Source organism: Rathayibacter caricis DSM 15933 (assembly GCF_003044275.1).
Taxonomy (GTDB): domain Bacteria; phylum Actinomycetota; class Actinomycetes; order Actinomycetales; family Microbacteriaceae; genus Rathayibacter; species Rathayibacter caricis.
This window is the reverse complement of the sequence record NZ_PZPL01000001.1, coordinates 2,818,858-2,835,882: the sequence shown is the minus strand read 5'-3', so window position 1 is coordinate 2,835,882 and position 17,025 is coordinate 2,818,858. Positions and strand designations below refer to the sequence as shown.

The window sequence follows — 17,025 nt, the reverse complement described above, 5'->3', positions numbered from 1 at the left end:
CGCTGGCGCGTCGTCGTGCGCGGGGCGACGGTCAGTCGGCGGGGGCCGCGACGCGCTGGCCGACGACGGCCGAGACCCCGTCCTGGCGCATGGAGACGCCGTAGAGGGCGTCGGCGATCTCCATGGTGCGCTTCTGGTGCGTGATGACGATGAGCTGGCTGGAGGTCCGCAGGTCCTGGAAGATCGACAGCAGCCGGCCGAGGTTCGCGTCGTCCAGGGCCGCCTCGACCTCGTCCATGATGTAGAACGGGCTCGGCCGCGACTTGAAGATCGCGACCATGAACGCCACCGCCGCGAGCGAGCGCTCGCCGCCCGAGAGCAGCGACAGCCGCTCGATCTTCTTGCCCGCGGGGCGCACGGCGACCTCGATCCCGGTCGTGAGCAGGCTGTCGGGGTCCGTCAGGCGGATGCTGCCCGTGCCGCCGGGGAACAGCACCGGGAACACGTCGGCGAAGGCCGCCTGCGTGTCGGCGAAGGCCGAGGCGAAGACCGTCTGCATGGTCTCGTCGAGCTCCTCGATGATGAGGAGCAGATCGCGGCGGGTGTCGGTGAGGTCGGTGAGCTGCTCGGTCAGGAACGCGTGCCGCTGCTCCAGCGCCGCGAACTCCTCGAGGGCCAGCGGATTGACGCGGCCGAGCTGCGCGAGCTGCTTCTCGGCCTTCTCGAGCCGGCGGCGCTGCTCCTCCCGCACGAAGGGACGCGTCGGCGCGTCCTCCTGCTCGCTCATCTCGTCCGGTACGCCGACCAGCGGACCGTACTCGGCGACCAGCACGTCCTCGACGAGTCCCAGCTCGGATCCGGCGCGCTCGAGCAACCCGGAGAGCTGCAGGCGCTTCTCGTAGATCTGCAGCTCGAGCCCGTGCACGGTCTCGGTGACCGACTGCAGCCGCTCGCGCAGGGCCGACTCCTGTCGGCGCAGCCCCTGCAGCTCCTCGTCCTGCTGCGAGCGGGCGGCCTCGGCCTGCACGAGCTCGGCGCGCGCCTGCTGCACCGAGCGGTCGACGGAGGCGAGGACCGCGGGGATCGCGGAGGTCACGTCGGCCGCCGCGTCGTGCTGCCGTCGGCGGATGACGGCGCGGCGGGCGGCCTCGTCGGCCGCGGCGCGGTCGGCGGCGAGCTGACGCTCGAGCAACTCGCCGCGGGACTGCTCGGCGCGCACGCGCTCCTTGGCGGTCTCGACTGCGAGACGCGCCTCGATCTCGTGCTCGCGGGCGGCGTCGACCGCCTGCTGCAGCGCGTCCCTGCCGCTCACGTCGAGGATCGGCCGCGGACGCGAGCGCGCGGTGTCGAGCTCGCTCTTCGCCGTGGTCGCCGCGCGCTCGGCGTCGCCGACGCGCTCTGCGGCGATCGCGAGCGCCTTCTGCCCGCGGCCGAATTCGGCCACTGCGGCCTCGTGCTGCGCGCGGACCCGGCCGAGGCGCTCGGTGTGCGCGGCCCGGGCGGAGTCGTGCTCGCGCAGGGCGGCGAGGGCGAGCCGCGACTGCTCCTTGGCGCCCTTCAGTGCGCCGCTCTGCTCGGCGAGGTCGAAGCGGAGGCGGTCGATGCGTCCCACGATCTCCTCCAGGGCGGAGTCGGCCGCGTCGCGCTCCGAGACGAGCTCGATCCGGCTGCGCTGCCCGCCGGAGCCGCCGCTCACGACGAAGTCCGAGAGCGCGGCTCCGTCGCGCGTGACGACCGTGACCGGATGCGTGCGCCCGGCCAGGGCGGGCCAGACCGCGCGCGCGGTGGCGAGGTCGTCGACGACGACGACCTGCTCGAGCAGGGCGAGGACGGCGGGCGGACCGGTGACGAGGTCGCGGGCGCGCAGCGCCGGGTCGGGCAGGGTCAGCTCGAGCTCCGCACGCGAGGCGCTGCCCACCAGCAGCTCGACCCGCCCGAGGTCGCGGCGGACGGCCTCGTCGAGCGCGGCCTCGGCCTGCTCGGAAGTGCCGGCGAGGACGGCGTCGGCGAGGGTGCCGAGTGCGGCGGCGACCGCGGCCTCGTAGCCCGGACGAACCTGGATCCGCTCGGCGACCCGGCCCTCGATGCCGTCGAGGCGCGCGGCGAGCAGCTCGGAGGAGCCGTCCGAGACGTCGAGGGCCAGCGAGAGGGCGCTGGTGCGCGCCGCGAGACCGTCGCGCTCGCGCTCGTGGGCGTGCAGCTCCTCCCGCAGGCGCTCGATCTCGCCCTCGGCCTCGAAGACCGCGGACTGCGCCAGCTCGTAGCTCTCGTCGAGCGACCCGTCGGTGCCGCCGCCCGCCTCGCCGATCTCGTCCTCCAGTGCGTCGAGCTGACGCTCCGCGGCATCCCGGCGCTGCACGGCGGAGTCGAGGGTGTTCTGCGCGCGGAGCACCTCGCCCCGGACGGCCGCGAGTCGCGACGCTGCCGAATCGGCCTTCCCGGTGAGCTGCGAGATCTCGAGGTCGTGCCGCGAGACGAGGGCGGACTGCGCGGCGATCTCGTCGTCGAGCGCGTCGAGCACCTGCCGCGCGCGGACGGTGCCCTTCTGCGAGGCGGCCCACGCCGCCTCGGCGTCGAGCACGCCCTGCCTCAGGCGCTCGAGCTCCTCCCGCGCCTCGGCGATGTCCCGAGGGGTGACGCGGGGCTGCACCTGCGGCTGCTCCGACTCCGCGTCGAGCAGTGCCAGGCGCTGGCCAGCGAGCGCCTGCAGGTTGCGCAGCCGCTCCTGCACCGACTCCAGCTCGAACGTCGTACGGCGCGCGTCGTCGACGGCGTCGCCCACCCGCTCGGACTCGATGCGCGCCATCCGCAGGGTCGCCTGCTCGAGCTTCTCCTGCAGCACGATGCGCTCGCCGTGCCGCTCGCTCTCGGAGCGCGCGAAGCCGTCGAGGGCGGTGCGGAGGGTCACGACGTCGTCGGCGAGCAGGCGCGCGCGGGCGTCGCGCACGACCGCCGCGATGGTCTGCGCCTGCCGGGCGACCTCGGCCTGGCGGCCGAGCGGCTTCAGCTGCCGCCGGATCTCGCCCGCGAGGTCCGACAGACGCGTGAGGTTCGTCTGCATCGCCTCGAGCTTGCGGAGCGTCTTCTCCTTGCGGCGGCGGTGCTTGAGGATCCCGGCGGCCTCCTCGATGAAGCCGCGCCGCTCCTCCGGGGTCGCGTGCAGCACGGCGTCGAGCTGCCCCTGGCCGACGATGACGTGCATCTCCCGGCCCAGACCGGAGTCGCTCAGCAGCTCCTGCACGTCGAGCAAGCGGCACGAGCGCCCGTTGATCGCGTACTCGCTGCCGCCGTTGCGGAAGAGCGTCCGGGTGATCGTCACCTCGGTGTACTCGATCGGCAGGGCGCCGTCGGTGTTGTCGATGGTGAGCGCGACCTCGGCCCGGCCGAGCGGACCGCGGGTGGACGTCCCGGCGAAGATGACGTCCTCCATCTTGCCGCCGCGGAGCGTCTTCGCGCCCTGCTCCCCCATCACCCAGGCGAGCGCGTCGACGACGTTGCTCTTGCCCGAGCCGTTCGGACCGACGACGCACGTGACGCCCGGCTCGAAGGCGAACGTGGTCGGCTGAGCGAAGGACTTGAACCCCTTGAGGGTCAGGCTCTTCAGATGCACCCGCCGGCCTCGCTCCTGTCGGAAAACTCTCCCCACGGTACTGGACGACCAGCGCCGATCCGCGGAGGCGGGCGTTCGCCGCCGCGCGGCGTGCACACTGGGGAGGTGACTCCTCCGCTCTCCCCCGTGACGCTCCCGGTCGAACCCGGGCCCCCGCTCACCGCCGCAGAACAGGAGCGCTTCGCCCGGCAGATCCGGCTCTCCCCGATCGGGGAGCTCGGGCAGCGGCGCCTGCGGAACGCGGCGGTGCTCGTGCTCGGCGCAGGCGGCATCGGCTCGCCGGTGATCACGGCGCTCGCCGCGGCAGGAGTCGGGCGGCTCGGCGTCGTCGACGCCGATGTGGTCGAACCGTCCAACCTGTCGCGGCAGACCGCCCACGACGACTCCTCGGTCGGCCTCTCGAAGGCGGAGTCGGCGGTCGCGACCGCGCGGCGGCTCTCGCCCGGGATCGACGCCCGCGCCTACCCGGTCGCGTTCACCGCGGCCAACGCCGAAGCGCTCGTCGCAGGCTGGGACGTCGTCGTCGATGGCTTCGACACGTTCGGCTCCCGCTACCTCGCCTCCGACGCGACGACGCGCGCGGGAGTGCCGCACGTCTGGGGCTCGGCGCTCGGCTTCGACGGCCAGCTCTCCACGTTCTGGTCCCACGCTCCCGGCGGCGGAGTGACGCTGCGCGCTCTGCATCCGGAGGCCGAGGACGCCGCCGACAGCTGCGCGACGGTGGGCGTGCTCGGCTCGCTCTGCGCGACGATCGGCTCCGCCATGGCGAGCGAGGTCGTGAAGCTGGTGACGGGTGTCGGCACTCCGCTGTTCGGACGGATCGTGGTGCACGACGCGCTCGACGGGTCGTGGACGGAGCTTCCGCTCGAGCGGCGGGCGCCGGAGCCGCCGCGACCCCGCGGAGTCGCCGGGGCGGTCACCGCCGACGAGCTCCGCGCCCGGCTGGCGGCGCACGAGCCGCTCACGGTCGTCGACCTGCGCGAGGACTCGGAGGACCGTTCCGTGTCGGTGCCCGGTGCCGTGCGGATGCCGATGTCGGGCTTCGATCCGGCGCTGCTGCCCGCCGGCCCGCTCGTGCTGCACTGCGCGTCGGGAGTGCGCTCGCGGATCGCGGCCGACCGGGCGGCGGCCGTCGGCATCAGCGCCGACTCGCTGGTCGGCGGGGCCGCGGCGCTGCGGGTCTGAGGCTCAGCCGCCCGCGAAGGGCGGCAGCACGTCGACCGAGGAACCCGCGGCCAGCGGAGTCGCGCGGTCGGTCGTCGACACTCCGTCGACCAGGTAGCTGCACCGGCCGAGCACCGCGGCGGACTCCGGCGAGTCCTCGACGAGACGCGCCTCGAGTGCTGCGACGTCGGGCAGCTCGTCGAACTCGTCCGAGGCTCGCCCGAGCGCGGCCTTCGCCGCGGCGAAGTAGCGGACCCGCACGCTCATCCGCCGATCGCGCTCATCGTGCGCTCGGGCTGCACGAACCCGATGCGGTTCATCTCGTGCCCGGCGGGCTTCGCCCACATCGCGCCGCGCCAGAGCTGGGCCACGTGGTGGTCGTCGACGCCGGCGCGCATCGGGCCGAGCAGGTCGGTCTCCTCGTTCGAGAAGAGGCAGCTGCGCACGCCGCCCTCGGCGGTCAGGCGGGTGCGGCGGCAGTCGGCGCAGAACGCCTCCGTCACGGACGCGATGATGCCGACCTGACCCAGGAGCGGACCGCCCTCGCGATCGCGCACGTCGAACAGCTCGGCGGGCGCGCCGTCGCGGGGGGCCGCGTGCGGGCTCAGCACGAACCGCTCCGAGAGCAGCTCGCGGATCCGCGCCGCCGTGATCATCGTCTCGCGGTCCCACCCGTGGTCGGCGTCGAGGGCCATCTGCTCGATGAAGCGCAGCTGGTGGCCTCCGGCGAGCGCCCAGGCGAGCAGCTCGGGCGCCTCGTGGTCGTTGATCCCCGGGAGGAGCACCGCGTTGATCTTGGTCTGCGCGAGGCCCGCGGGGGCCAGGGCGTCGATGCCGGCGAGCACGCGGTCGAGGAACGGGCGGCGGGTCACCTTCGCGAAGGTCTCGGCGCAGATGGAGTCGAGCGAGACGTTCACGCGGTCCAGGCCCGCCTCGGCGAGCGCCGTCGCCCGGCCGGAGAGGCCGATGGCGTTGGTGGTCAGCGAGATCTCGGGCCGGGGCTCGAGGGCCGCGACGCCGCGGATGATCTCGACCAGGTCCTTGCGCAGCAGCGGCTCGCCTCCGGTGAAGCGGATCTGCCGCACGCCGAACTGCTCCACCGCGATGCGCGCCAGCCGCACGATCTCGTCGCGGGTCAGCAGGGCGGCGGGAGGGAGGAACGGGAGTCCCTCGGCCGGCATGCAGTAGGTGCAGCGCAGGTTGCACTTGTCGGTCAACGAGATGCGCAGGTCGTCGGCCGCACGTCCGTGGGTGTCCACGAGCAGCGGGGTCTCGGGCCGGTCGGCCGGGAGCTCCGCCCCCCGCTGGCGAGGTCGGATGCCGGGCATTCCGAGTACGGTGCTCATCCGGCCAGACTACGCGGCGGAACCGTGTGCGACCCGGCAAGATAGGGAACCCGACCACCCCTCGTGGGGGACCCGCCGAGAGGACCCGATGACCTCGATCGACATCCACGCTGCCCGGGTGCGCGCTCTGCTGGCCCCGCTCGCTACGCGCGGTGCCCGCGAGGCCCTGTCGCTCGATCCGAGGAGTGTGGCGGCGGATCCGGGTGCCTACGATCGGCGCGTCCTCGCCCGCACCGTGCACTCGCCGCTGGACCTCCCCCGCTTCGACAACTCGCAGATGGACGGCTACGCCGTGCGGGCGGCGGACCTGGACGAGGCGTCCGCCGACGCTCCGGTCGTGCTGCCGGTCGCCGCGCCGGTCCCCGCCGGCGAGAGCGCGCCGCGGCACTCCCCCGGCACCGCCGTGCCGATCATGACCGGCTCGCCCCTCCCGGTCGGTGCCGACGCCGTCGTGCCGATCGAGCGGGTCGACCCGCCGCGCTTCCCCGACGCGTCGGCGACCGGCGCCCGCGTCGCGTTCGCGGCCCCCGTCACTCCGACGACCTTCGTGCGCGCGCGGGGCAGCGACTCCGCGGCGGGCTCCGTCGCGCTGGCGGCCGGCACCGTGCTCCGCGCCGCGCACTACGGTCTGCTCGCCTCGCTCGGTCTCGTCGAGGTCGAGGTGCTGCCCCGGATCCGGGTGCTGATCGTGCCGACCGGCAACGAGATCCGCCCCGCGGGGACCGAGCTCGAGGCCGCCCAGATCTACGACGCGAACGGCGCGCTGCTCGCCGAGGCGGTCCGCGAGGCGGGCGCGCTGCCCGTCGTGGCGCCCTGCGACAGCGACCGCGCCGAGGACCTGCTGGCGATCCTCCGCTCGCGGGCGGGCGACGCCGACGTGGCGATCACGGTCGGCGGAGTGAGTGCCGGCGCCTACGAGGTGGTGCGCGACGCTCTCGGTCCCGCGGGGTCCGAGTTCGGGCACGTCGCCATGCAGCCGGGCGGCCCGCAGGGCCTGGGCCTGGTCGCGGTGTCGCCGGACGCGCACCTGCCGATCGTCTCGCTCCCGGGCAACCCGGTGAGCGCCCTCGTCTCGTTCGAGGTGTTCCTGCGCCCGGTCCTCCGCTCGCTGGCGGGCCGCTCGCCGGCCGAGCGGCCGCGGCTCCGGGCCCGGCTCGGCACCGCGCTCGACTCGCCCGCCCACCTGCACCAGTTCCGGCGGGGAGCCCTCGACGACGAGGGCCTCGTGCACCCCGTCGGCGGGCCGAGCTCCCACCTGCTCGCGTCCTACGCGCGCTCGAACGTCCTCATCCACGTCCCGGTCGGGACCGAGCACGCCGCGACCGGCGACACGGTCGAGATCTGGAGGATCGATGACTGAGAACCTGACCCACGTCCGAGGCGACGGGGCCGTGCACATGGTCGACGTCGGAGCGAAGGACGTCACCTCGCGCACCGCCGTCGCCGAGGGCGTCGTCGTCACGACCCCCGAGGTGGTGCGACTGCTGGAGCAGGGCGAGCTGCCCAAGGGCGAGGCGCTCGGGGTCGCCCGCATCGCCGGGATCATGGGGGCCAAGGCCACCTCGACCCTGATCCCGCTCTGCCACCCGCTCGCGCTCGACGGGGTCGACATCGATCTCGAGACGCTCGAGGACCGGGTGCGGATCGAGGCGCGGGTGCGCACGAGCGGGCGCACCGGTATCGAGATGGAGGCGCTCACCGCCGTCAGCGTCGCGGCGCTGACCGTCTACGACATGATCAAGGCCGTCGACCGCGGCGCCGTCATCACCGGCATCCAGGTGCTGGCGAAGGACGGCGGGAGGAGCGGATCGTGGAGCAGGGAGTGACACGCCGCGCCGTCGCGGTCGTGGCCTCCACCCGCGCCGCGTCCGGTGTGTACGAGGACCGCACGGGCCCGGCGCTGCTGGCCTGGTTCGAGAGCCGCGGCTGGAGCGGCGAGGTGGTCGTGGTGGCCGACGGGGACGCGGTGGGCGAGGCGATCGGCGACGCGCTCACCTCCGGTGCCGACGTGATCGTGACGACGGGAGGCACCGGCGTGGCGCCGAGCGACGTGACTCCGGAGCAGACCGCACCGCTGCTCGAGCGGACCCTGCCGGGCCTCGCCGAGGCGATCCGCGCCCGCGGAGCGGCCAAGGTGCCGACCGCGGTGCTGAGCCGCGGGACCGCGGGGGTCGCCGGTCGCAGCGTCGTGGTGAACCTGCCCGGCTCGCCGGGCGGCGTCCGGGACGGCATCGACGTCCTCGACCCGGTGATCGGCCACCTCCTCGACCAGCTGGGAGGCGGCGACCATGTCCGATGACGGCGTCGCCCTCGCCCGCATCGCCCGCGAGGCGATCACGGTCGACGAGTGCGAGCAGGCGGTCGACTCCCCCGCCCACGGCGCGGTCGTGACCTTCGCGGGCGTCGTGCGCGATCACGACGAGGGCCGCGGAGTGCTCCGGCTGGCCTACGAGGCGCACCCGGACGCGCCTGCCGCACTGGCCGACTCCGCCCGCCGGATCGCCGAGCGCTTCCCCGAGGTGCGCGTGGCCGCCGTGCACCGGGTCGGCGACCTGGTCGTCGGCGATCTCGCGCTCGCCTGCGCGGTCGCCTCGGCGCACCGGGCCGCCGCCTTCGAGGCCTGCGCGGCGCTCGTCGACGACATCAAGGCGTCCGTGCCGATCTGGAAGGAGCAGTCGTTCGTCGACGGCAGCTCCGAGTGGGTGGCGTCGCTGGGCTGAGCCTCTGGCGGATCCGCCAGGGTGCGGCTCCGGACGCCGGTGGAGCGCCGAGCGCGGGTAACACGGGTGTCACACGCGTGCTGTTCACTGGAGGAGCGCGCACCCCGCGGGCACCGGCGAGAGGCGGAGCATGGACCTCAGCACGATCCAGCGCGTGCGCGTGGTGCGCGAGCGCGGCGAGCTGGCCGCGATGGGGCCGCGCACGGCGGTCATCGGAGGCGGCTCCTGGGTCTTCTCGCTCCCCCACGACCACCTCGACGAGCTGCTCGACCTGCAGGGCTTCGGCTGGGAGCCGCTGCGCTCGAGCGCGGACGGCCTCTCGGTCGCCGCGACGTGCACCTTCGCCGAGCTCGCGGCGATTCCGGACACGGGCCGCGCCGCGCACCGCCTCTTCTTCCAGTGCTGCACGGCGCTGCTCGGCTCGTTCAAGATCTGGAACGTCGCGACCGTCGGCGGCAACATCGCGAACGCACTGCCGGCCGGGCCCATGATCAGCCTCGCGGCCGCGCTCGACGCCCGTGCGCTCGTCTGGCGGGCCGACGGCTCCGACGACCTCGTGCCGGTGGCTGAGCTCGTCACCGGGAACATGACGACGCTGCTCGAGCACGGCGACGTGATCCGATCGATCGATTTCCCGGCGCACGCTCTGGACGCCCGTACCGCCTACCGCAAGATCGCGCTGTCGCCGCTGGGCCGCTCCGGAGCGGTCGTCATCGGCCGGCTCGACCGCGACGGCGCGTTCGTGCTCGCGGTGACGGCCGCGACGATCCGGCCCGAGGTGCTGCGCTTCCCCCGGACGCCGTCCGCCTCCGAGCTGGCTGCGGCCATCGACGGGATCGGCACCTGGTTCACCGACCCGCACGGAGCCGCGGACTGGCGGCACGCGGTCGTCGGCGTCCTCGCGGAGGAGATCCGCGAGGAGCTCGCCCGCACCGAGCCCGACGGAGGCGTCGCATGAGATTCACCGTGAACGGCGAGCAGATCGACGCGACGCCGCGCCCCGGTCAGGTCCTGCGGACCCTGCTGCGCGACCACGAGCACTTCGAGGTGAAGAAGGGCTGCGACGCCGGCGACTGCGGCGCGTGCTCGGTGCTCGTCGACGGGACCCCCTTCCACTCCTGCCTCTACCCCGCGCACCGCGTCGAGGGGCGCTCGGTCACGACCGCCGCGGGGCTGGGCACCCCGGAGGAGCCGGGCCCGGTGCAGCAGGCGTTCGTCGACTCCGGCGCGTTCCAGTGCGGCTTCTGCACCGCGGGCATGGTCGTCACGGCCACCGCCATCCAGGGCGCCGACCCCGTCGACGTGCCGCGACTGATGAAGGGCAACCTCTGCCGCTGCACGGGGTACCGGGCGATCGGCGAAGCGATCGCGAGCTGCGATCACGAGCATCCGACCGGGCTCACCCCCGTGCGCCGCACCGGCCGGCCCACCGCCGACGAGTCGCGGGTCGGCCGCTCGCTCGGCGCCCCCGCGGGCCGGCGCATCGTCTCGGGGCAGGAGCCGTACACGCTCGACGTCGCCGTCCCGGGGCTGCTGCACCTGAAGGTCCTGCAGAGCCCGCACGCCCACGCGCGGATCGTGTCGATGGACACCCGCGCCGCCCGGAAGCTGCCCGGCGTCGTCGCCGTGCTGACCGCCGACGACGTGCCCGACATGCTCTACTCCACCGCCCGGCACGAGTCGCGGCTCGACGATCCCGACGACACCCGGATGCTCGACACCGTCGTGCGGTTCCGCGGGCAGCGGGTGGCCGTGGTCGTCGCCGAGTCGGTCGCGCAGGCCGAGATCGCCTGCCGCGCGATCGAGGTCGAGTACGAGGTGCTGCCGGCGGTCTTCGATCCGGAGGAGGCCCGCGCACCCGGGGCGCCCCTCCTGCACGGCGAGAAGGTCCCGATCAACTCGCGCATCGCGAAGCCGGAGTCGAACGTCGTCGCGGAGCTGCACGGCGAGTACGGCGACGTCGAGGCGGGCTTCGCCGAGGCGGACGTCGTCGTCGGCGGCACCTGGACGACGTCCCGCGTCGCGCACACCGCGCTCGAGACGCACGGCACCATCGGCTGGCTCGAGGGCGACGAGCTGGTGCTTCGCACCTCGACGCAGGTCCCGTTCCTCGTCCGCGACGAGATCGCGCGCCTGTTCGACCGCGATCCCTCCAGCGTCCGGGTCTTCACGGCGCGCGTCGGCGGGGGCTTCGGCGGCAAGCAGGAGATCCTCACGGAGGACGTCGTCGCCCTCGCGGTCCTCGCGACCGGGCGCCCGGTGCAGTTCGAGTTCACCCGCTCCGACGAGTTCACCATGGCGCCGTGCCGGCACCCCATGCGGGTCGGCGTGCGCCTCGGCGCGCGACGCGACGGCCTGCTGACCGCCCTGAGCGTCGACGTGCTCTCCGACACCGGCGCCTACGGCAACCACGGTCCCGGAGTGATGTTCCACGGCACCTCGGAGTCGGTCGCCGTGTACAACGCGCCGAGCAAGCGGGTGGACGCGCAGGCCGTCTACACGAACAACATCCCGTCGGGCGCCTTCCGCGGCTACGGCCTGGGGCAGGTGATCTTCGGCATCGAATCCGCGATGGACGAGCTCGCGCGCGAGCTCGGGATCGACCCGTTCGAGCTGCGGCGGATCAACGCGGTGCGCCCCGGCGATCCGCTCGTCGTGACGCACGTCGAGGGCGACGACATCGGCTTCGCCTCGTACGGGCTCGACCAGTGCCTGGATCTGACCGAGCAGGCGCTCGCGCGCGGGAACGGCGTCGCAGCGCCCAAGGGTGAGGACTGGCGAGTCGGCGAGGGGATGGCCGTCGCGATGATCGCGACGATCCCTCCGCGCGGCCACTTCTCGGAGGCGACGGTCACCGTCGACGCCGACGGGATCCTGACGGTCGGCGTCGGCACGTCCGAGTTCGGCAACGGCACGACGACGGTGCACACCCAGCTCGTCGCGAGCGCGTTCGGCGCCTCGGCCGATCGCGTGCGGATCCGGCAGTCGGACACGGCCGCCGCGCGCTACGACACCGGCGCCTTCGGGAGCGCGGGCACGGTGGTGGCGGGCAAGGCCGTCTACTCGGCCGCCGTGCGGCTGCTCGCCGACCTGCGCTCGCTCGCCAAGCGGATCACGGGGCACGACGACTTCGAGCCCGACGACTCCGGGCTCCTCGCGCCCGACGGCACGCGCGTCACTTTCGACGAGCTGGTGCGCGCCGCCGGCGGTCCGGTCACCGCGACCGGCACCGAGGACGGAGCGAAGCGCTCGCTCGCCTTCAACGTGCACGGCTTCCGCGTCGCAGTTCACGTGCCCACCGGGGAGGTGCGCATCCTGCAGTCCGTGCAGGCGGCCGACGCCGGCTACGTGCTGAACCCCGACCAGTGCCGCGGCCAGGTCGAGGGCGGCTCGGCGCAGGCCATCGGCTCGGCGCTCTACGAGGAGGTGATCCTCGACGGCGAGGGCACGGTGACGACGGCGATCCTGCGGAACTACCACATCCCGCAGATGGCGGACGTGCCCGTGACCGAGGTCTTCTTCGCCGACACGGCGGACGACCTCGGGCCGTTCGGGGCGAAGTCGATGAGCGAGGCGCCGTACAACCCGGTGGCTCCCGCTCTCGCGAACGCGGTGCGCGACGCGGTCGGCGTGCGTCCGTTCGCGCTGCCGGTGTCGCGCGACCGCGTCTGGCGGATGCTGCACCCGGATGCGGCGCCGATCCGCACGGTGGACGCGCAGGCCCCGCAGGGCTGAGCCCGTCCCCGCGGAGGCGGCGCAGCGAGACCCACCGCTCCCAGACGACGTGGATCTCGATACGCCCGCTCCGCGGGCTACTCGATCAGCAGGCACGGGTCGCCGCCGCTAGTGGCACACCGCCCTGCTGGTCGAGTAGCCGCCGCAGGCGGCGTATCGAGACCCACCTGCTCCCGGCGGACGGGGATCTCGATACGCCCGCTCCGCGGGCTACTCGATCAGCAGGCACGGGCAGGACTCGCTCACTACTCCGGGAGCGGGCGGGACGACACCTCTGCTGGTCGAGTAGCCGCTGCAGGCGGCGTATCGAGACCCACCTGCTCCCGGCGGACGGGGATCTCGATACGCCCGCTCCGCGGGCTACTCGATCAGCAAGCACGGCCAGATCAGCAGGCACGGGCAGCCCCCGCGGGGCTCGATCGGCGGCGGGCGCGGTCAGACGCGGGCTGCGAGGTCCGCGCTCGCGCGGGCGACCTCGCGGGCGATCGCGTCCTCGTCGGCGTTCACGAGGCGGCCCGCAGAGACCGTCGGGCGGCCGTTGACCAGCAGGAGCGACAGCGGCGGCTGCGAGCCGAGGGCGAGGGCGGCGACCGGGTCCGCGATGCCCGCGTGCTCGATCCCGTCGACCTTCCAGAGCGCGAGATCGCCGAGCTTGCCGACCTCGATCGAGCCGATCTCGTCCTGCCGGCCGAGGACCCGCGCTCCTCCGATCGTGGCGATCGAGAGCGCCTGACGGGCGCTCATCCGATCGGCCCCCGCGCGCAGCCGGTTCATCAGCACGGCCTCGCGGATCTCGATACCCAGCTGCCCCGACTCGTTCGACGCGGCTCCGTCGACCCCGAGCCCGACCGGCACGCCGGCGGCCAGCAGCTGCGGCACCGGGGCGATGCCCGCGGCGAGTCGGCCGTTCGAGGACGGGCAGTGCGCCACTCCGGTGCCGGTCGCGGCGAACTTCGCGATGGCGTCGTCGTCGAGGTGCACGCAGTGCGCCATCCACACGTCGTCGCCGAGCCAGCCGAGCGACTCGAGGTAGTCGGTGGGCGACATCCCGAACGCCTCGCGGGTGTAGGCGTCCTCCTCGATCGTCTCGGAGCCGTGGGTGTGCAGCCGGACGCCCAGCTGCCGGGCGAGCACGGCCGACTCGCGCAGCAGGTCAGGAGTGACCGAGAACGGCGAGCACGGCGCGATCGCGACGCGCACCATCGAGTCGAACGAGGCGTCGTGGTAGCGCTCGACGGCCGCCCCGCTCGCCTCGAGCGCCGCCGCGGTCGTCTCGACGGCGAAGTCCGGCGGCAGCCCGCCCTGCGACTCGCCGAGGTCCATCGACCCGCGGGTCGCGTGCAGCCGCACTCCGAGGGTCGACGCCGCGTCGACGATGCCGCCGACGATGTCGCCCGAGCCGCGCGGGAAGACGTAGTGGTGATCGCCGACCGTCGTGCAGCCGGAGCGGGCGAGCACGCCCATCGCGCCGAGCGAGGCCGACCGGGTGAGGTCCGCGTCGATCCGGGACCAGGCCGGGTAGAGCGCCACGAGCCAGTCGAAGAGGATCGAGTCCTGCGCCCAGCCGCGGGTCAGCCACTGGTACAGGTGGTGGTGCGTGTTGATCAGGCCGGGGGTCAGCAGCTGGCCGCGTCCGTCGATGCGGGTGATCGCCACCGCCTCCTGCGCGGGGAGCCCGGTCGGCGCGCGGCCCTCGACGGCCCACGCGGGAGCCTCCCCGGCGCCGACGGCGACGATCCGCGAGTCGTCGACCACGACGTGGCCGCTCGGATGCTCGGTGCCCGCGGCGTCGACGGTCGCGACGTGGGCTCCGGTGATGATGTGGCGCTGCATCCTCCGAGCATGGCAGCGGAGTGTTTCGCGGCGGTTTCCCGCGGTCGGAGGACCGGTCAGGCGGTCGCGGCGTGGATCGGACCGGCGCCGGCGCGCAGCGGCGCCCCCGACGCACCTGCCCGCGTCGCCAGCACCTCGGCCAGGATCGACACCGCGGTCTCCTCCGGTGTCGAAGCGCCGATGTCGAGGCCGATCGGCGAGTGCAGCCGCGCGAGCGCCTCCTCGGCCACCCCCGCCTCGCGGAGGAGGGCCAGTCGCCGCTCGTGGGTCCGGCGGGACCCCATCGCGCCCACGTAGCCGACGGGCAGCGTCAGGGCGAGCTCGAGCAAAGGGATGTCGAACTTCTCGTCGTGGGTGAGCACCGCGACGACCGTCCGCTCGTCCACCGCCGTCTGCGCGAGGTAGTCGGAGGGCCACTCCACGACGACCTCGTCGGCGGCGGGGAAGCGCTCGGCCGTCGCGAACACCGGGCGGGCGTCGCACACGGTGACGCGGTAGCCGAGCAGCGATCCCGCGGCGCACAGGGCGGCCGAGAAGTCGACGGCGCCGAAGACGAGCAGGCGCGGCTTCTCGGCGCTGACGACGAACGCGACCTCGAGCTCGCGGCCCCGGCAGTCGATCTCGATCGTGGCGGAGCGGCCGGAGTGGAGCCGCGCGTCGCGTTCGGCGAGGATCCGGCGCACGGTGGCCTCGTCGAGGGAGGGGCCGACCACGTCCTGCGCGCGGGTGGCGCCGGTCAGCACCAGGCCGACGAGCTCCTCCGGCCCGCCGACGATCATCGCCAGAGCGGCGGGGCGGCCGGCACGGGCGGCCCGCAGCTCGGCGAGCACGGCCCCGGAGCCGGCGTCGATCGCGTGGCCGAAGACCCGCAACTGCCCGCCGCAGGAGAGGCCGGCCGAGAACGCGGCCTCGTCGTCGAAGCCGAAGTGCTCGGTCGCTGCGGACCCCGTGCCGAGCACCTCCTGCGCGAGGGCGTACGCCTGCGCCTCGACGCAGCCGCCCGAGATCGAGCCGATCGCGGCTCCGCTCCCGTCGACCGCCATCGACGAGCCGAGGGCGCGCGGAGCCGAGCCGAACACGTGCGTGACGGTCACCACCGCGAGCCGCTCACCCGCGTCGACGCGCTGCAGGATCGGGACGGCGAGCTCGAGCATGGCGGCCTCCTCGGGCAGCGGGTGGGAGGCGGCGCTGCCGTGGCGCGGGGTCGGCCGGGAGGGCTCGTCCGCACGAAACATGCCGAGTATAAGGTCGATCCATGCCTTCGGACTCCCCCTCCCTCGACCTCGTGATCCGCTCCTCCGCCGTTCTGACGGAGCACGGGTTCCAGCCCGCCAGCGTGGCCGTGGCCGAGGGGCTGATCGTCGCGGTCAGCGCGATCGACGCGCCCTGGGAGGCGCGGGAGGTCGTCGAGCTGCCCGCCGGGCAGGTGCTGATCCCGGGGATCGTCGATACGCACGTGCACGTCAACGAGCCGGGCCGCACCGAGTGGGAGGGGTTCGCCTCCGCCACCCGCGCCGCCGCCGCCGGGGGCGTCACCACGATCCTGGACATGCCGCTCAACTCGATCCCGCCGACGACCACCGTCGCCGGCCTCGAGGCCAAGCGCGCCGCCGCCGGTCCGCAGGCGCTGGTCGACGTGGGCTTCTGGGGCGGGGCGGTCCCCGGCAACCTCGGCACCCTCCGCGAGCTGCACGACGCCGGCGTCTTCGGCTTCAAGTCCTTCCTGTCGCCCAGCGGAGTGGACGAGTTCCCGCACCTCTCGACCGATCAGCTCTTCGAGGCGATGCACGAGATCGCCGCGTTCGACGGACTGCTGATCGTGCACGCCGAGGACCCGGACGAGCTGGACGCGCACACGAACGACGGAGGCACCTCCTACGACGCGTTCGTCGCCTCCCGCCCGGACGCCTCCGAGAGCAGCGCGATCCTGCATGTGATCGAGGCGGTCCGCGAGACCGGCGGGCGCGCGCACATCCTGCACCTCTCCTCCGCGAAGGCTCTGCCGCTGCTGCGCGAGGCGAAGGCGGAGGGGCTGCGCATCACCGCGGAGACCTGCCCGCACTACCTGACCTTCGACGCCGAGACGATCCCCGACGGCGGTACGCAGTACAAGTGCTGCCCGCCCATCCGGGACGAGCGCAACCGCGAACTCCTCTGGAAGGGCCTGCTCGACGGCACGATCGACATCATCGCCTCCGACCACTCCCCCGCCACGAAGGAGCTGAAGTTCGCGCACGACGGCGATTTCGGCCTCGCCTGGGGCGGCATCTCGGGACTCGAGCTCAGCTTCCGCGCCGTCTGGACCGGAGCCCGCGAGCGCGGGATCCCGCTCGAGCAGGTCGTCGCGTGGATGTCGACGGGAACGGCGGCGTTCGCGGGCCTCGGCCAGAAGGGCCTGCTGCGGGCGGGCGCCGACGCCGATCTGGTGGCGTTCGATCCGGAGGCGCAGTCGCGCGTCGACGTCGAGGCCCTCGCGCACAAGAACAAGGTGTCGGCCTACGACGGACGGACGGTGCGCGGAGCCGTCGCCGGGACCTGGGTCGGCGGCCGGCGGATCGACGCGGGTGCGGAGGCGCCGGTGGGCCGTCTGCTCGACCGCCCCTGATCACCGTGTTCCGGTCGCGTTTCGGGCGTGTGAACGCCCGCGGGTCCGGGGCGGGATCCGGGCGGATCGCAC

13 protein-coding genes are annotated in these 17,025 nt (G+C 74.0%); 8 read left to right on the top strand and 5 right to left on the bottom strand.

Going from position 1 to position 17,025, the window contains the following annotated elements; translation table 11 throughout:
- Positions 1 to 31 precede the first annotated feature (31 nt).
- The gene (gene smc, locus C1I63_RS13145; RefSeq protein WP_107575068.1) at positions 32 to 3,550 is read right to left on the bottom strand and encodes a chromosome segregation protein SMC; all 3,519 of its coding nucleotides are present in this window, start codon (positions 3,548 to 3,550) and stop codon (positions 32 to 34) included.
- A gap of 105 nt (positions 3,551 to 3,655) precedes the next feature.
- Here smc and C1I63_RS13140 point away from each other — a divergent pair, with 105 nt between their 5' ends.
- On the top strand, positions 3,656 to 4,735 hold the full coding sequence (locus C1I63_RS13140) for a ThiF family adenylyltransferase (protein ID WP_243590725.1): 1,080 nt from the start codon (positions 3,656 to 3,658) through the stop codon (positions 4,733 to 4,735).
- A gap of 3 nt (positions 4,736 to 4,738) precedes the next feature.
- On the opposite strand, the gene C1I63_RS13135 is transcribed toward C1I63_RS13140, so the two are convergent.
- Both C1I63_RS13135 and moaA read right to left on the bottom strand, forming a co-directional pair.
- On the bottom strand, positions 4,739 to 4,981 hold the full coding sequence (locus C1I63_RS13135) for a MoaD/ThiS family protein (protein ID WP_107575066.1): 243 nt from the start codon (positions 4,979 to 4,981) through the stop codon (positions 4,739 to 4,741).
- Positions 4,978 to 6,060, bottom strand: a complete 1,083-nt coding sequence (gene moaA, locus C1I63_RS13130; RefSeq protein WP_082481478.1) for a GTP 3',8-cyclase MoaA — start codon at positions 6,058 to 6,060, stop codon at positions 4,978 to 4,980. The genes C1I63_RS13135 and moaA overlap by 4 nt, the downstream gene beginning before the upstream one ends.
- A gap of 88 nt (positions 6,061 to 6,148) precedes the next feature.
- Here moaA and C1I63_RS13125 point away from each other — a divergent pair, with 88 nt between their 5' ends.
- The 6 genes from C1I63_RS13125 (at position 6,149) to C1I63_RS13100 (ending at position 12,515) form a co-directional block, all read left to right on the top strand.
- Positions 6,149 to 7,420, top strand: a complete 1,272-nt coding sequence (locus C1I63_RS13125) for a molybdopterin molybdotransferase MoeA (RefSeq protein ID WP_107575065.1) — start codon at positions 6,149 to 6,151, stop codon at positions 7,418 to 7,420.
- The gene (gene moaC, locus C1I63_RS13120; RefSeq protein WP_107575064.1) at positions 7,413 to 7,886 is read left to right on the top strand and encodes a cyclic pyranopterin monophosphate synthase MoaC; all 474 of its coding nucleotides are present in this window, start codon (positions 7,413 to 7,415) and stop codon (positions 7,884 to 7,886) included. Before C1I63_RS13125 ends, moaC begins: the two co-directional genes overlap by 8 nt.
- Positions 7,883 to 8,359: a MogA/MoaB family molybdenum cofactor biosynthesis protein gene (locus tag C1I63_RS13115; protein WP_055793191.1), complete on the top strand. Its 477-nt coding sequence runs from the start codon at positions 7,883 to 7,885 to the stop codon at positions 8,357 to 8,359. The genes moaC and C1I63_RS13115 overlap by 4 nt, the downstream gene beginning before the upstream one ends.
- On the top strand, positions 8,349 to 8,780 hold the full coding sequence (locus C1I63_RS13110) for a molybdenum cofactor biosynthesis protein MoaE (RefSeq protein ID WP_055792655.1): 432 nt from the start codon (positions 8,349 to 8,351) through the stop codon (positions 8,778 to 8,780). Before C1I63_RS13115 ends, C1I63_RS13110 begins: the two co-directional genes overlap by 11 nt.
- A 130-nt stretch (positions 8,781 to 8,910) precedes the next feature.
- Positions 8,911 to 9,738, top strand: coding sequence for an FAD binding domain-containing protein (locus tag C1I63_RS13105; RefSeq protein WP_107575063.1), 828 nt, complete (start codon positions 8,911 to 8,913; stop codon positions 9,736 to 9,738).
- Positions 9,735 to 12,515 (top strand): molybdopterin-dependent oxidoreductase, encoded by a 2,781-nt coding sequence (locus C1I63_RS13100; protein ID WP_107575062.1) that lies wholly within the window; start codon positions 9,735 to 9,737, stop codon positions 12,513 to 12,515. The genes C1I63_RS13105 and C1I63_RS13100 overlap by 4 nt, the downstream gene beginning before the upstream one ends.
- A gap of 435 nt (positions 12,516 to 12,950) precedes the next feature.
- Here the strand turns inward: C1I63_RS13100 and C1I63_RS13095 are convergent, their stop codons facing one another.
- Together C1I63_RS13095 and C1I63_RS13090 are read right to left on the bottom strand one after the other, a co-directional pair.
- Entirely contained in the window at positions 12,951 to 14,348 is a 1,398-nt protein-coding gene (locus tag C1I63_RS13095) for an 8-oxoguanine deaminase (RefSeq protein ID WP_107575061.1), read from the bottom strand.
- 56 nt (positions 14,349 to 14,404) lie between these two features.
- A complete protein-coding gene (locus C1I63_RS13090; RefSeq protein ID WP_244907072.1) occupies positions 14,405 to 15,583 on the bottom strand; it encodes an XdhC family protein in 1,179 nt (392 codons plus the stop codon).
- Positions 15,584 to 15,603: 20 nt separating this feature from the next.
- Here C1I63_RS13090 and allB point away from each other — a divergent pair, with 20 nt between their 5' ends.
- Positions 15,604 to 16,953 (top strand): allantoinase AllB, encoded by a 1,350-nt coding sequence (gene allB / locus C1I63_RS13085; RefSeq protein WP_107575059.1) that lies wholly within the window; start codon positions 15,604 to 15,606, stop codon positions 16,951 to 16,953.
- Positions 16,954 to 17,025: the final 72 nt, after the last annotated feature.